This window comes from Bacillus sp. FJAT-49736 (assembly GCF_018343615.1).
In the GTDB taxonomy this organism is placed as follows: Bacteria; Bacillota; Bacilli; order Bacillales; family Bacillaceae_C; genus Margalitia.
In genome coordinates, this window is the sequence record NZ_JAGYPI010000002.1 from 678,883 (window position 1) to 693,285 (window position 14,403).

At 36.0% G+C, this 14,403-nt stretch carries 17 protein-coding genes; 5 read left to right on the forward strand and 12 right to left on the reverse strand.

The window, feature by feature from the left end; translation table 11 throughout:
- The first annotated feature begins 34 nt into the window (after nucleotides 1-34).
- The 4 genes from KHA87_RS14680 to KHA87_RS14695 all read left to right on the forward strand — a co-directional run bounded on the left by KHA87_RS14680 (nucleotide 35) and on the right by KHA87_RS14695 (nucleotide 1,997).
- Complete coding sequence (locus tag KHA87_RS14680) at nucleotides 35-112, forward strand: YjcZ family sporulation protein (protein ID WP_283249461.1); 78 nt, start codon at nucleotides 35-37, stop codon at nucleotides 110-112.
- A 75-nt stretch (nucleotides 113-187) separates the two neighbouring features.
- The gene (locus tag KHA87_RS14685) at nucleotides 188-316 is read left to right on the forward strand and encodes a YjcZ family sporulation protein (protein ID WP_213094893.1); all 129 of its coding nucleotides are present in this window, start codon (nucleotides 188-190) and stop codon (nucleotides 314-316) included.
- A gap of 559 nt (nucleotides 317-875) precedes the next feature.
- On the forward strand, nucleotides 876-1,490 hold the full coding sequence (locus KHA87_RS14690; protein ID WP_213094894.1) for a DUF3159 domain-containing protein: 615 nt from the start codon (nucleotides 876-878) through the stop codon (nucleotides 1,488-1,490).
- Nucleotides 1,491-1,658: 168 nt separating this feature from the next.
- Nucleotides 1,659-1,997: a YmaF family protein gene (locus tag KHA87_RS14695; RefSeq protein WP_213094895.1), complete on the forward strand. Its 339-nt coding sequence runs from the start codon at nucleotides 1,659-1,661 to the stop codon at nucleotides 1,995-1,997.
- Between the two features lie 487 nt (nucleotides 1,998-2,484).
- Here the strand turns inward: KHA87_RS14695 and KHA87_RS14700 are convergent, their stop codons facing one another.
- The 3 genes from KHA87_RS14700 to KHA87_RS14710 form a co-directional block, all read right to left on the reverse strand.
- A complete protein-coding gene (locus tag KHA87_RS14700) occupies nucleotides 2,485-3,513 on the reverse strand; it encodes an ABC transporter permease (protein WP_213094896.1) in 1,029 nt (342 codons plus the stop codon).
- A complete protein-coding gene (locus KHA87_RS14705; RefSeq protein ID WP_213094897.1) occupies nucleotides 3,510-4,241 on the reverse strand; it encodes an ABC transporter ATP-binding protein in 732 nt (243 codons plus the stop codon). Before KHA87_RS14705 ends, KHA87_RS14700 begins: the two co-directional genes overlap by 4 nt.
- A gap of 139 nt (nucleotides 4,242-4,380) precedes the next feature.
- Nucleotides 4,381-5,580, reverse strand: a complete 1,200-nt coding sequence (locus tag KHA87_RS14710; RefSeq protein WP_213094898.1) for a YhgE/Pip domain-containing protein — start codon at nucleotides 5,578-5,580, stop codon at nucleotides 4,381-4,383.
- A 158-nt stretch (nucleotides 5,581-5,738) separates the two neighbouring features.
- On the opposite strand from KHA87_RS14710, the gene KHA87_RS14715 reads away from it, so the two are divergent.
- On the forward strand, nucleotides 5,739-6,356 hold the full coding sequence (locus tag KHA87_RS14715) for a TetR/AcrR family transcriptional regulator (protein WP_213094899.1): 618 nt from the start codon (nucleotides 5,739-5,741) through the stop codon (nucleotides 6,354-6,356).
- A gap of 374 nt (nucleotides 6,357-6,730) precedes the next feature.
- Here KHA87_RS14715 and KHA87_RS14720 read toward each other — a convergent pair whose 3' ends face one another.
- The 9 genes from KHA87_RS14720 to KHA87_RS14760 form a co-directional block, all read right to left on the reverse strand.
- Nucleotides 6,731-6,955, reverse strand: coding sequence for a hypothetical protein (locus tag KHA87_RS14720; RefSeq protein WP_213094900.1), 225 nt, complete (start codon nucleotides 6,953-6,955; stop codon nucleotides 6,731-6,733).
- Between the two features lie 19 nt (nucleotides 6,956-6,974).
- Nucleotides 6,975-8,147 carry a Ger(x)C family spore germination protein gene (locus tag KHA87_RS14725; protein ID WP_213094901.1) on the reverse strand — a complete coding sequence of 391 codons (1,173 nt, stop codon included), beginning with the start codon at nucleotides 8,145-8,147 and terminating at the stop codon, nucleotides 6,975-6,977.
- A 39-nt stretch (nucleotides 8,148-8,186) separates the two neighbouring features.
- The gene (locus tag KHA87_RS14730) at nucleotides 8,187-9,725 is read right to left on the reverse strand and encodes a spore germination protein (RefSeq protein ID WP_213094902.1); all 1,539 of its coding nucleotides are present in this window, start codon (nucleotides 9,723-9,725) and stop codon (nucleotides 8,187-8,189) included.
- A gap of 137 nt (nucleotides 9,726-9,862) precedes the next feature.
- Complete coding sequence (locus KHA87_RS14735; RefSeq protein ID WP_213094903.1) at nucleotides 9,863-10,981, reverse strand: GerAB/ArcD/ProY family transporter; 1,119 nt, start codon at nucleotides 10,979-10,981, stop codon at nucleotides 9,863-9,865.
- Nucleotides 10,982-11,403: 422 nt separating this feature from the next.
- On the reverse strand, nucleotides 11,404-11,820 hold the full coding sequence (locus tag KHA87_RS14740; RefSeq protein ID WP_213094904.1) for a DoxX family protein: 417 nt from the start codon (nucleotides 11,818-11,820) through the stop codon (nucleotides 11,404-11,406).
- 30 nt (nucleotides 11,821-11,850) lie between these two features.
- Nucleotides 11,851-12,045 carry a 2-hydroxymuconate tautomerase gene (locus KHA87_RS14745; protein ID WP_213094905.1) on the reverse strand — a complete coding sequence of 65 codons (195 nt, stop codon included), beginning with the start codon at nucleotides 12,043-12,045 and terminating at the stop codon, nucleotides 11,851-11,853.
- 20 nt (nucleotides 12,046-12,065) lie between these two features.
- Nucleotides 12,066-12,836, reverse strand: coding sequence for a 2-keto-4-pentenoate hydratase (locus KHA87_RS14750; RefSeq protein WP_213094906.1), 771 nt, complete (start codon nucleotides 12,834-12,836; stop codon nucleotides 12,066-12,068).
- A gap of 13 nt (nucleotides 12,837-12,849) precedes the next feature.
- Nucleotides 12,850-13,629 (reverse strand): DODA-type extradiol aromatic ring-opening family dioxygenase, encoded by a 780-nt coding sequence (locus KHA87_RS14755; protein WP_213094907.1) that lies wholly within the window; start codon nucleotides 13,627-13,629, stop codon nucleotides 12,850-12,852.
- A 35-nt stretch (nucleotides 13,630-13,664) separates the two neighbouring features.
- The gene (locus tag KHA87_RS14760; protein WP_213094908.1) at nucleotides 13,665-14,309 is read right to left on the reverse strand and encodes an alpha/beta hydrolase; all 645 of its coding nucleotides are present in this window, start codon (nucleotides 14,307-14,309) and stop codon (nucleotides 13,665-13,667) included.
- Between the last annotated feature and the right edge of the window lie 94 nt (nucleotides 14,310-14,403).

Sequence of the window (14,403 nt, forward strand, 5' to 3'; positions counted from 1 at the left end):
GATAAGTATGTCAGAGCATAGACATGGAATGGGAATGGGATTTGCTTTAATTGTAGTATTGTTTATTTTGCTAATCATTGTAGGAGCTTCATATGTTGGAGGGGGCTATTAATTAATTCTGTGTTAAATAAAAACCCTTCGTATGTAAGAGCGGACTCTAAATCCTTAGATGGAGGTGAATATATATATGTGGTGTAGAGGCGGTTATAGTTATGGTGGATACTCATATGGTGGTGGCAGTTCCTTTGTACTGATCGTTGTATTGTTTATTTTGCTTATCATTGTAGGAACTTCTTTTGTTGGAGGGGGCTATTAATAACGTTTTTTATATGCAAGATACACCATTTTTATAAATGATCTAGGACCTGTTTAAAAAAAACGGGTCCTATTTTTTTATATGCATTTTTAACAAATCACAAAACACAAACTAAAGGATGAAAGACAGACTATTAAATTTTAAAGTCATAGCGGTGAAATCTTGCAGAGCATTCGTTGTGCTATTTAAACTTTCACTTGATTCAACTGCGCGGTCAACTGGTCTTGAATTTACTTGAACAAGGAGTCTGACTTGTTATATTCAACTAAACTCCCACTTTAGCACAAGAAGAAGCTTCACCAAGCTTCTTAGAACAACGCCTATTTAATCTAAATTGATATCTTTACACACAAGCCGTTTCCAATCAGGAAAAGGATAAAAGAATGATAGTAAACTGTGTTCTTTTTATTATTGAAAATCATATATTTTTATTAACGGTAGAAAGCACGGTGAAGATATGAAACCTGTCTTAATGTTGATAGTTGATTTAATTCTGTTTTTTATATTTCCTTTAGTATGCTGGGAAACTTGTAGAGAATTTATAGGAGACTATCCATCGATGATTCTCTCCACTTTACCTGGGTTTGTATATAGCTTATTTAGGTTCAAAAATATTCAAAAGCTTACCTTTACAAATGTATTTGTAATTCTAAATTTAACAGTTAGTCTATTAGTAGATTTACTATCCGGTTCAGCTTTGCGTCTTTTATTAAATAATATTTATTATTCATTAACGCTATTATTTATATATTCCATAAGTCTTATAGTTAAGAGACCACTTTATTTATACTTTGCACTGGATTTAATTACAGCGATGGGATATGACAGAAAAATAACGAAAGAGCTGTTTTTCGAAAAAAAGATATACAAGCTATTTAAACTAGTAACACTTTTATACTGTACAAATGAACTGATATATATTTTTTGTTTATCAAGATGGATTCTCAAATACGGTGTAGAGGCCTACCGTCTTGACATTATGTTGGATAATACCCTAAATATCATCTTATCAGGTATTTCTTTGCTTGCTTTTATATTAATTTATGAGAAACTGAACGAAATAACTCCGATCCAAAATATCTCTTTAAAAAAGGCAAGAAAAAGAGATTCCATTCCAATATATTCGTCATCTATAAATTTCGAACGAGTTTTCTTTTACTTTAGTAGCCATTAATGATATTTGAATATCCGGTACTTACCAAAGTCAAAATTAACTACAGCGTTGGGGCCATCCATGAAGCGCACACATTTATTATAAATCACCCTTTAACAAAACTTCTCGAATACTAAAGCCCACAAAAGCATAATTATGAAAGAAAATATACATCTAGGAGGGACTTTTATGAAAAGGGTGGCGAAGGATGACTTTGTGGAGGGTTTTGTCCCGCATCATAACCATGGATCTGTTGATTATACGTCCGTAGATAGCGGGCATGTCCATCAATGTCTGGATGTTACATCCCCTCCGATTCAGACGGAGGATGGAAGTCATATTCATTATACGGAGGGGTATGTTTTATACGAGGACGGACACACGCATTACTATAAAGCTTATTCAGGTCCAGCTATTCCGATCGGTAATGGTATGCATGTTCATTATTATGACTTTTATACAAGTGAAGCCCACCATCATCGCCACCATGTAAAAGGTGTCGACCAACCCGCTCCAGGGTCAAAATAAAAACAATAAAAATGGATGAAGTCCTTATTAAAAAGGACTTCATCTATTTTTTTACACGATTCCTGCTTAAAGGAAAGTTCCAGCACAGTTCTCCCATCATTCTGGATTATCGATTTACTTTTACAATAAAGTTGATGTAATAAAAAAAACTGATGACCTTGATTGATTATCCGCTTTTTCCCTTGTTAAGTTATTATTCCATTACCTTAGCCGTGGTAGAACGTAAGCAAAGTAAATGATGAAACTAAACAATGAATTGAACATTATCTTCTCCTTTTATTTATTTTATTGTGAGGAAGGTACATTCATGCCATTTTCTATAACTAAAAAAGTCATATTCCTTAAGGATACGACTTTTTTAATGAATTTATATTTATTTAAACTTTATTAGTTATTCAGGACATTAGACCTTCTCATTCCCTCTAGTGAGAAAGGATATGGTGAGTGTTTCCTGTACCAACCAAGAACAAGTCATTTTCGCGACAAATTATAGTTTTCTGAACTTTTTCAATGCTTGTGTGTTTAATAGGTATAACAAAAGTGAATACGCAATTAACCCTAGAAGGTATGGCCAGATTTGAAGGAAGCCCTCACCATAAACCATGACACCCTTAATGGCTGTTACACCATAATAAACAGGCATAAGGTAACACAGATTACCGAGATGATATGGTATTAAATCTAAAGGAATCAAGCCCGAAAAGAACACTTGCGGTATAAGGGTAAACGGTATCATCTGTACGACTTGCAGCTCTGAACTAGCAAATACAGAAATCATCGCACCAAATGAGACGGCTGTAACGGCTAATAAAACCATTGCGACAAAAATCCAACTAATGTTCCCAACGGAACTTAAGTTCAACACCGAAAAGGAATAAAGAACTATGAGAATGGCTTGAATAATCGCAAACACACCGTATCCAATCGTATAACCAAGGATGACCTCTCCTCGTTTGATTGGTGTCATCAATAACCTTTCTAATGTGCCGCCACTTCGTTCTCTCACAAGGGCCATCCCGGAAATGATAAACACTAAGAAGAAGGAGAATAGACCTAGAAACACATATCCGAGGGAATCAAATGTTGACTCGCCTTGCGATCCATAAACATAGGACATTTTCATCTTAGCTGAAGGATTTAAGGTAGACATCGCCTTTTGAATCTCCGCTACTGCCTTTGAACCTTTAGACGAAGGCTCATACATCGTAATATTCATACCCGAACTTTCTGAGATGGTAAAAATCGCATCCACATCTTGATGGCCCTTCAAATATTGCTTCGCATGTCGGGCTTTATTGCTCGAGACTTCTACAACTTTCAAATCTTGAGCTTTCAAAGCTGCTACAAGAGGTGCTGGCATTGTATTTTTATCTAGTCCAACTGTTGGCACATATTTGGAATCCCCCAGCAAGAAATACACCAAAGTCAAAATCAATAGTGGCGCAACTAAAATCATCATTACGCTACGTTTGTCATTTATCGTTTGGAGGATTACGCGTTTGGCTAAATTCATCATCGTGCAGCACCGCCTTCTAATTCTTTTGAAGCAATGAAGAACAGTTCTTCAACTCTACCGCTTTCCGTTTTGTTAAGTAATTTTTCCACGGTATCATATTGAATCAACGAACCATTATAAATAAGCGCCGCTTTATCGCACTCTGTCACTTCGTCCATAACATGGGTGGAAACAATAATGGTTGTCCCTGATTTTTTGATCGCCTGAAATTGGTCCCAAATCGTACGACGTAATACGGGATCTATTCCTACTGTCGGTTCATCTAGAAATAATACTTCGGGTTGATGTAAAATGGCAGCCGCAAGTGAAAGCCGCTTTTTCATCCCGCCTGAAAAGTTCTTCACTAACTTCTTTCGATGCTCTGTTAAATCAACTAAAGCAAGCACGTCATCAATACGCTTTTCTAATTTACTTTTATCCAAGTGAAAAAGTCCTGCAAAAAAACGCAAATTGGCTTCTGCAGATAGATCATCATACAACGCATCGTTCTGCGGCATAAATCCTATTTTTTTTAACATATTCAAATTCGGCATTTGCACATCAGCAAAATGAATGGTTCCATTATCCGCAGCAATTGCCCCAATCATCAAGCGAATCATCGTTGTTTTCCCTGAACCTGAAGGTCCCAGCAAACAGCATATTTCTCCAGATGGAATCGTGAACGTTATATCTTTAATTACTTGCTTCTTCTCAAAATTTTTACTGACATTTGAGACTTGAATATCCATCGTCATTGTCCCTCCACTACATGATATATAATCATTACAGATCTATTAGAACCCGTTTCCTTAGTAGGAAAACAGCTTTTTCGGCTGTTCTTTATCAGGCTTGTGCTTTTGTAAGATACCTTTAATGTCCAATCTGTCGTTAAGCCTCTAATCTTTGTTTCTGCGTTTTCTCTTTTACTGAATTTAGTTTAACAGCAGTACCTAGTATGATTATCATGCTTACTACTCCAATCCATACAAGGACGGATACAGGAGTATTCCAGTTCAAGCCCTTTCCAAAGAAGAATAATTCTCGTAAACCCTCTACCATAAATCGCATCGGCAACCATGGATAAACCCAATCTCGATAAAAGGAAGACATCATTTCAGGTGCCATTGCAAGTAAAGGTGCCCCAAAGAATAGTAATAATGCAAATACTGGTATCCCTCTAATGCCTAACAAGGAAAGTACAGCTGATATCATTAGAAAGAAGCTAAATGAAGTAATCGTTAAAAATAAAGCTGTATCCATAAAATCTGGAATATTCAGCCCTACCATTCCCTTTGCTATCCAAGTTAAACCAAATCCAATTACTAGTGCTACAATAGCACCCATGGAAATTTGCCCGATTTTCGTCAAAAGGTTTTCTTTTCGAGTGGTATTCGGCATTTTGCGGACGGCAATAAAGATGATTGCTGAACTCGCGAGAACAGCCATCCATAATGGTTGAAATAAGGAAACTGGGGCGTTACCGTTTGCACTATTAGTACCAATTTCATTAACATTTGTAACCTCTTTTTTTATAGGAGTTACTAGACTTTCAGCTTGTTTTGCCGTTAAAGTTGCTCCTTGCTTTTCAAATCCATCCAGTAGCTGGGTGCGAACCGTATTATTCAGATTGTCCACTAATCCATTCAATATTTGCCCTGCTACAGTTGATGCCGCAGTATTCATTCCCTGATTAATAAATATTTGTAGTACAGGCGAATCAGGTGATGGTGTTCGTAAAGAGGCCTGCTTCCCACTAAAATCTTTCGGAATTACCAATGCTGCATAATATTTTTGATTATCTAATCCTTTTTGTACTTCCACTGCGGATTTTACTTTAACCCATTTCACAGTAGGGTTTTTATCTGTTGTGGTTTTTGCATTTTTTTGTATCATTTCAATGATTGTTTGCCCCATATTCATCTTTGGTTGATTAGGAATTTGCACTCCTTGGTCTTCGTTAACAATGGCAATGGGTAAATTTTTCGGTTGAGGTTGTACGGATGGAAAAAGTGTTAGAGAAAAAATAAATATGATTGCCAATGTAATGATGGGTGATAACACCACCAACTTGTTCTTAAAAAGATTCACTTCATTTCCTCCTTATCCTTGGTTATAATAATGAACAACGTGTTGTTTTTTAAATTATAATGATAGATAACGTTCTTATCAATAACCAGAAATAATGAATGTGTCGTATATCCGACACTTTTTCTAAATGTGTTGAACAAATAATGGAGGAATGTGGAATGCGGGATATCAATACGGATTTACGGGTCATACGTACAAAAGAATCTATCCGGGAAGCATTGATAGAATTGATAGAAGAAAAAGGTTTTGAAGCAATTACCGTTAAAGACCTAACAACTAGGGCAAAAATCAACCGAGGAACCTTTTATACCCATTATCAGGATAAATATGATTTAATGACCAAATGTGAGGAGGAATTTATGCAAGAAATGGCGGACAGGATCATAAAGAACGTTCCTAATATTATTGCGGAATTAGGAACAAATCCTCCAACTACTGCACCTTTTACTATCCTTATTTCCATTTTTGAGTATCTAGACAAAAATAGAGGGTTTATGAAAGCCGTTTTGGGCCCAAAAGGAGATTTATCATTCCAAACAAAATTGAAAAAGTTTATATGGAAAAATCTATTTAATAGTAATAAAACTCCCTTTATTAAGCAGGAAGATTTCCTGGTTCCAGCGGAATACCTCGTTTCCTATATTGCTTCGGCACATATCGGAGTTATTCAGCAATGGCTGAATAGTGATAGAGAGGAATCTCCAGAAGAGATGGCTCGTATTTTATCCACGATTACAATGAATGGTCCTTTCTTTGCGGCAGGCTTGAAAAAGTAAATGGAGGAAATGGGGCTTTCCCGCGGATTTACAACGTTAAGGTAATTTCAATATTTATAAGCCTAATTTCTAGGAGTTGAATGGAGAAATTAGGCTAGTTCATCCAATTATAGAATAGGATGACTCGTATTTTTAAAATAATCTATAATTATTTAAACGACTTTATTGTCAATAAAACAACTTTTTTGTCACTTAATATTATTGCTAATAGGATTTATTTTTCTTATTAAAGAAAAGTTGCATTCTTTATGAAGAAAAATCTGTTAAAACGTATATAAAAGTTATTCTGGGTGTTCCATAGTTGATTAAGTGCAATTTCTATCTTGTTAAATTTCAGTTAATGCCTGTAATTTTTGTTTGATTTCTTAAATATTTTATTTAAGCATCTTCCCTAGCGGGTAAAAGATGGAACTAATCAATTGAGTTGGACCCGGAATTTCTGGAAAGTAAAGAAGTAAGATTGCTAGTAGCAAGCTCATTGCTGTTAAGGCTACAAGCATTCTTTTTTCTTTCTTTTGATTAGGATATAACTTCCGCCATTCAATTAAGAGGATCAGAAAAACTAATATGGATATCCCTATAAGCTCAAATATCTTCATTTATTTGCTCCTTTTCCTTTCACTCTATAGTAGAGGTCGACAACCCAGGCTCGAGTACATGTACCTTAACATTAGTTTCTACATGGATATCTGGAAGAACAACTTCCCAGTGATCTTTTACTTTTTCCCATTCTTTTGGGTATTTACGATGAAAAGCTGTAGCAAATCCAAAGGTATCCACCTTCATTCCATCCTTTACTTCCTTAAGGGCTTTCTCTATGGAATTAGAAACGTCTTTTCCTATATAATTTTCTACTCTCTTTGTATTTTTCTTACTCATAATATTTATTTTGCTTCCATTTTGAACAATCATCCCTTCCTTTGATATATATATAGCGACACTCCATTTTCCATTTTCAATTTTTGGAATCAGCTTTGTCTTTGTTCTTTTCAAATATAGTGAAATGGTTTGCCCTTTTTTGGGATATCCTGTTATTTCAGGTAATTCATTTTGATTTCTTACCCATAATAATCCTTTTGATTCAACTTCATTAATTCTCCCGATCATTTTATCTCTCATAAAAATAGCAGTACCACCAATGATGGGAGAGACATTCATTTTCCTATCATCATTATTTTGATGCTTGATTTTAATAAGTGGTAATAGTGCACCTCCTCCTTCACTTGTAACCATCTGTTCAAAATCTTTCACTGTAATATTTGCACCAACATGCATTTCCGACATCTTTCGTAGTACATCTCCTACATATCTTTCTAATGAAGGTGATAGCTGTAAAATGTCAGATGCCTTTCCATCACTGACATATAAACGAGAATCCTCGCGAGGCTCTGGATGACGGTCTATGAAGTCAATTTGTCTCTCTAGGTTCCCTGTTTCAGAGAGGGATTTGCCAAAGATATATGTTTTACAATGTCCCCAAAAAAGTCTACGGGAATATTCCCGTTGAAGATTGGATGCAGCATCAGCCATGTTTGTTCCAACAGCTGATTTGATATCTACTTGGGCCTTACCAGAACTACTTTGTTGCCCACCACCTTGTGATTGAGGAAGGAAGACTTGAACAGTTAATTTAATTTTATTATTTTTTTCTTTATCGATGCCTGCTCCTACAATAATAGCTAATTGATTTAGTTCCTTATTATCCCAGCAACCAGTTAGCAAAAGACACTGTGAAAGAACAAGAAAGAAGGCAAGAATAGCTTTCATTATTCGAAACAAAGTATAGTTCATTCTTTCAAGTCCCTTCCTTTAATTTTCAGCATTCTTCATCTATTTTTTCGGTTTTGGTTGCTGATTGGGAGCCTGTCTGTACCTATTAAATCTTCCAGTTAAATGTGGTCTTGTATTTAACATCCACCAAGGAGAACGTATAAAAGAATCCTTCATTTCTGGTCCTATTGTTGGGGCTAATGGTGAAAGATATGGTACTCCGAAAGAGCGTAATTTACATAAATGGATGACTATTGCAATAAAACCAAGCACTAATCCATGTAGACCCATCGTTCCAGCAAGCATCATGATGGGAAAGCGAATCAATCTTAAAGCAATCCCCTCTGAGTAGCGAGGGACCATAAAAGAAGCAATTCCTGTAATCGCCACAACAATTACCATGAGAGGAGAAACAAGTCCTGCTTGAACAGCAGCTTGCCCGATAACTAATGCCCCGACAATGCTTACTGTAGCTCCGACTTGTTTAGGTAATCGGAGCCCTGCTTCACGAAGTGCTTCGAAAACAATCTCCATTATTAAAGCCTCTATCAAGGCAGTAAATGGGACACTTTCCCGTAACGATGCCATACTTAATAGCAAGGTTGTAGGTACCATCTCCTGATGGAAACTGGAAACTGCTACATAGAGCGAAGGTAAAAATACAGAAATCAACATAAAGAAAAGACGCATTATTCTTATAACAGAACTAATTAAATAACGTTGGTAATAGTCATCCGGTGCCTGAAAAAAAGAAAAAAAGCTTGCAGGAGCAATTAGAACGAAAGGAGTACCATCTACTAATATGACGACACGTCCTTCCAGTAGGTTAGCTGAGGCGACGTCTGGTCGTTCCGTATCAAGTAACTGCGGAAACGGTGAAAAAACATTATCCTCTATCAATTCCTCGATATATCCGCTTTCCAATACACTGTCGATTTCGACTTTCTGTAGTCGGTTTTGAACCTCATCTATTAATGACTGATTAGCAATTCCCTCTATATAAGCAATGATTATACTGGTATCAGAATAACTCCCGATATTCATTTTTTTCATTTTAAGGTTCGGACTTCTGATTTTTCGCCGAAGCATGGAAATATTGACTCCCAATGTTTCCACAAATCCTTCTCTTGGTCCCCTGATTACGCTTTCGGATTCAGGTTCTTCGATGGACCTCTTTTCCCATTTGGCTAGTCCTAATGCTGCTCCTTGATCCTCATGTTCCATTAAAAGGATGGGGTTTCCATTAGAAATGTTCTTTATACAATCATCATATGTCTTGACAACTCGTATATTGGATAATTGAATCTTTTCACATGTCTCTTGAAGGCTCATCGATTTATCCATTGTTTTAGACATTAAAGGAGCAAGGACGCTAGAATCTATTTGTTCTGTATCACATAAGCCATCAATATATACAAGGATGGCTTTTGTTTTTCCGGCAATTAAAAAAGGATGATAGATTACATCAATGCAACCCTGATAAATGGATTTTAGAATTTGAAGATTTTTATCCAACTCAGATGACAGAGGAAGATTTCGGTTACTCTTTCCTTCATAAGGTTGTTGTTTTTGTGGACGTTTTTTAAAAATTCGAAACAAGTTGAACAAGTCCTTTCTGTTAGCGAATTTCCTATTTACTAAAACATCATTTTTTATTAGACTGATTGATTTTCAATCAAAAAAGTTCAAACGGAAAAGGAAGGTTATTAGATAAAATATCTGAAAAACAACCTTTTCTAATAATTTGATATACGGGGAGGCTCTTTCTTCATAGTATTTCTTGTCCGTATCTTAGCAACAATCAATAATATTGTTGGTAGTACAGTGAACATAAATGGAACATAAAACGGGAATATAATCTTTGAAAATTCGAACTGTTCCTGCAAATTAGGGAATTCCCAAATAGCAAATAGAGATATTAATAAACCGAATGGTAAAACGATTGGTTTGAAGTCTGAAAGGTTCAACCATTGTGCGGTACCCAAAACTAATGCATAAAAGAAGACTGTAATTTTGATATACGCGCCTAAAATCCAAATAGTGATAATTCCCGCTTCTAAATGTTCAAAAAAATCAGAAAGACTGATAATCCGTACAGCCTTGAAAACAGGAAAAGTGTAACTAGCTGTCATCTCTCCAAATAGGAAAGTAGTCAGTAAATTTAAACTAACAAGACTAAGCATAACCGCAAATACTGAGATAAAACTCCATTTCAATCCTTTTTCAGGATCTTTTAAAAATGGGAGAAACATAGATATAAGGAATACCTCACTAAACCAAGCCTGCGGGGCAGCAGAACCTTGAAGCAAAGGGAACAAACCATGTTCCAAGATCGGTAGAACATTCTTTGGATCCAAGTCTTTAAGAAGCATGATTGTAAATATCGGTATAGGGAGAATGAAAATAGGAATGAATAGTTGGGAAGCTCTCCCAAGCACCTCCACTCCTCCAGTTATAGCGAGAGATGCCATAATAACAACGCTTCCTATAATAGCAATCATTGGGGTTTTTGGTAAAAGGGAAATTCCAATGAAAAAGGAATACTCCTTTAAAATGAACCCACACATGTACAAGAAAAAGAACAGGTACAATAATCCAAGTATCTTACTTAGAAAGGACCCAATAATATGTTTACTATATTGAATAAGCGATTCATTTGGATACATCTTATGTAATTTATAAAGGATATAAGCAGTAAAAAATCCATTTAAGGAACCTAAAATGGGTGCTACCCAACTATCGCGTCCCACATATTGACCTGTAATTTCTGGAACCATTAGAACAGCTGTGGCGTAAATCGTTGGATATATCATCAGTGCCATTTGATAGGCTGTAATCTTCCCTTTATCATGCATAATTCTTACCTCATTATTTATTTTTATCTAGTATCTCTTTAAATAAATAAAAAATGCAGGCTGTAGAATCTTAATTAGATAAAAATAACAAGGATAAAAAAATAATAAAACGTTTGAAAAGCCTTCTGAAGCGAATCATCACCGCCACCATGTAAAAGGTGTCGACCAACCGGCTCCAGGTTCAAAATAAAAACAATAAAAATGGATGAAGTCCTGATTAAAAAGGACTTCATCCATTTTTTACAAAATCCCCACTCCAAAGGGGAATTCCCCTCATCGTTCTTCCATCATTTTCGCATCTTTTCCATAACCTTTAATCCTGTGGCTTGTGGAACATCTTTTGTTTCTTCAACATGTGCTTTACAAGCAAGAACGCCTTTAATGATTGGCTGAGGGCTAATTCCTGTACTTTTAATACTAAATTATGTTAATTTATTTGTTCTCTTTTGGAAAATTAGTTGATTAATTGATAATAAATTGCTACCGGTGATTGTAAGATATATTGCAATTGCCATGAATCCTAGATCCAATTCATAACCTGCCATTTGCCCATTTCCTAATAATCCAACTGAAAGTTTTGCAGTTAATATTGCCCCAATCATTTGTAAAACAAATAAAGCAGAAATAATTTTTGTTCCCAATCCAATAATTAAAGCGACACCACCGATAATCTCCAGTAAAGCAACCCCATATGCCCCAAATCCTGGCAATCCAATACTGTTAAACCAATCTACAATATTTTCAATTCCACCTTGAAATTTGACGAACCCATGAATAAAAAATAATGATCCCAATGTTACTCGTAAAATAAGTGCACCAATTTCGGTTTTTAAGTTCATAACTATTCCCCCTAATAAATGTTTAGTCACTTAATTATTTCGTCTACTACTAATTGGCATACCAGCTACTCCCCAATTCTCTTGGGGAACTTCATTTAATAATACTCGGATTGTTTCAGGTGAATTGCCAAGCGTCCTGCTAATCGCTTCCGTAATCTCTGAAATCAATTTCCGTTTTAATTCTTTTGATCTACCTTCAAGCAAGTGAACTTGTACAATCGGCATTATTAGTCCCTCCGCAAACATTATCTAGCGATTAAATCAATGGTACCTATTTGGCCAAAATCAACCTGAATGGAATCCCCGCTAAAAAATTGAACTGCATCCGTTATTCCACCGGTTAATACAATCATCCCCGGTTCGATACATAGACCCGATGAATCTAACATTTTAACCAATTCAACCACCGAACGTACAGGATGTCCCATAACAGCTGACCCTATCCCTTCTTGAACCACACGGTCATTCAATCTAATTTTGACCATAAGGTTTTCCCATTGAAATTGAGCTGGAGCATATTTGCTTTCCTTAATAAAAAACCTTGAACTAGAGGCATTATCAGCAACTACGTCAATTAGGTTAAATAAAAAATCCTTATAGCGGCTATCAATAACCTCTACTGCCGGCATGATGCACTCAGTAGCCCGCCAAACATCTTTCTCAGAGATATTCATTCCCTCGAGTTTTTCTTTAAATAAAAATGCAAATTCAGGCTCAACCCGAGGATGAATTAATCCATCTAAAGAAAGCTCCCCATCGGAGATTTTCATTGACCTCAGTAATCTTCCGTATATGGGCTGATGGAGTCCAATGGAACGTTGTTTCGCAACACTTGTCAGACCCATTTTCCAACCGACAAATTGGTCCCCTTCATGTAATGCCTTTTCTATGTTTATTTCTTGAATTTTATAAGCATCTTCTAAAGTAATACTAGGTTTCTTGGGAAAGATTCTATCCATTGCCACAGCATCCTTTTGGTGGCGATAGATCTCATCCGCAATATCTTTTAGATCCATGTCCTCACCTTTTTCAACCAAATTGCCATACGCTGTGGCTTAGATTCCCGTATCGATAACTACGATGGAGCCGTTTCGCTTGACGGTCATTATCTGCTGCACCCATCGCATAAAAGATTGGAACAAAATGCTCATTCCCATACGGGGGTACCGCTATAGATGCATGGGGAGCAATCGAATCAAAGTTAAATAAAGATTTTAAATCCCAACTTTTAAGGTTTACTGATAGCCAATCATCAAATTCGAGTGCCCACGAATCAATCTCTCCGTTGTCAGCCCATTTTACGGCTCCTAAATTATGAACAGTTCCCCCACTAGCAATGATTAAAATATCCTTTTCTCTTAGTTCCGATAATGTTTTTCCTACCTTATATTGTTCTTCAGGCTTAAGATTTGGATTCACTGACATAGCAATAACCGGAATATCCGCATTGGGATAAAGTAAGCGAAGTACGACCCATGCCCCGTGATCCAAACCGCGAGTTTTGTCATTCTCAAAAGAAATACCATTTTTAGTGAATAGGTCCCCTATTTCATTCGAAATGTCTTGACTCCCATGAGCAGGATACTTGATCGTGTATAAAGATGGATTAAATCCACCGAAATCATAAATCGTACTATATTGATCTACTTGACTCACCTGTTGAACCCTTGACTCCCAATGGGCCGAAAACAAAACAATAGCTTTTGGTCGATGTATATCTTGTCCTAATTGATTTAGAAATTTTGTATAATCATTATTCTCAATTGCAAGTAATGGTGCACCATGAGCTATAAATAATGATGGCATCATCTTTTATTCCTCCATATTTTTGTAGTCTCGATTGTTTATCTTTGTAAATCATTTAAAATCCAGGTCTGAAAATCTTGAAGATTATTTTCGGATACTGTGTGTCCCTCTGGATATGATTTATAAGTTACCGGAATCCCAAGTTTAGTGTAATAATCTACATTTTCATTGCCCCATTCATACGGTAGGACCTGATCATATTCACCATGTGAAACAAAAACTGATAAGTGATTACCTGGGTTGATATTGTATTCTTTTTTTACAAATTGAGGAATATAACCACTTAGTGCTACTACACCCTTAATTTTGTTTCCAAGAATTAATGACATAGTCATGGAAACAATCGCTCCTTGACTAAAGCCCAGCAAGTAGATTTGATTGGAATCTATTGAATAATTTTCTGATGCAAAATCAATAAAGTTGGCTAATTTATCGATTCCCTCATCGAATACTTCTCGATGTGGTTTTCCATAGCCCTGAATCGTAAAGTAAGCAAATCCGGAGCCTTGAGTCAAATGTCCCCTTACACTAAATATATAGAAATATTCTTCAAGCCCATCAACGAGTGAAAACATATTGTGTTCATTACTACCAATACCATGCATAACAAACAATGCAGGATACTTTTTCCCAGGAACTAGATTCTTAGGACGGCGAAGTTCATAAATCATTCCAGCTTCCATTTCGAAAAACCCCCGTAATATATTATTTCAGTCTTAAAAAGTTTACCTATATGAATCATTGTTCTATTACAAGATACCAAAAGTGAATTTGGAA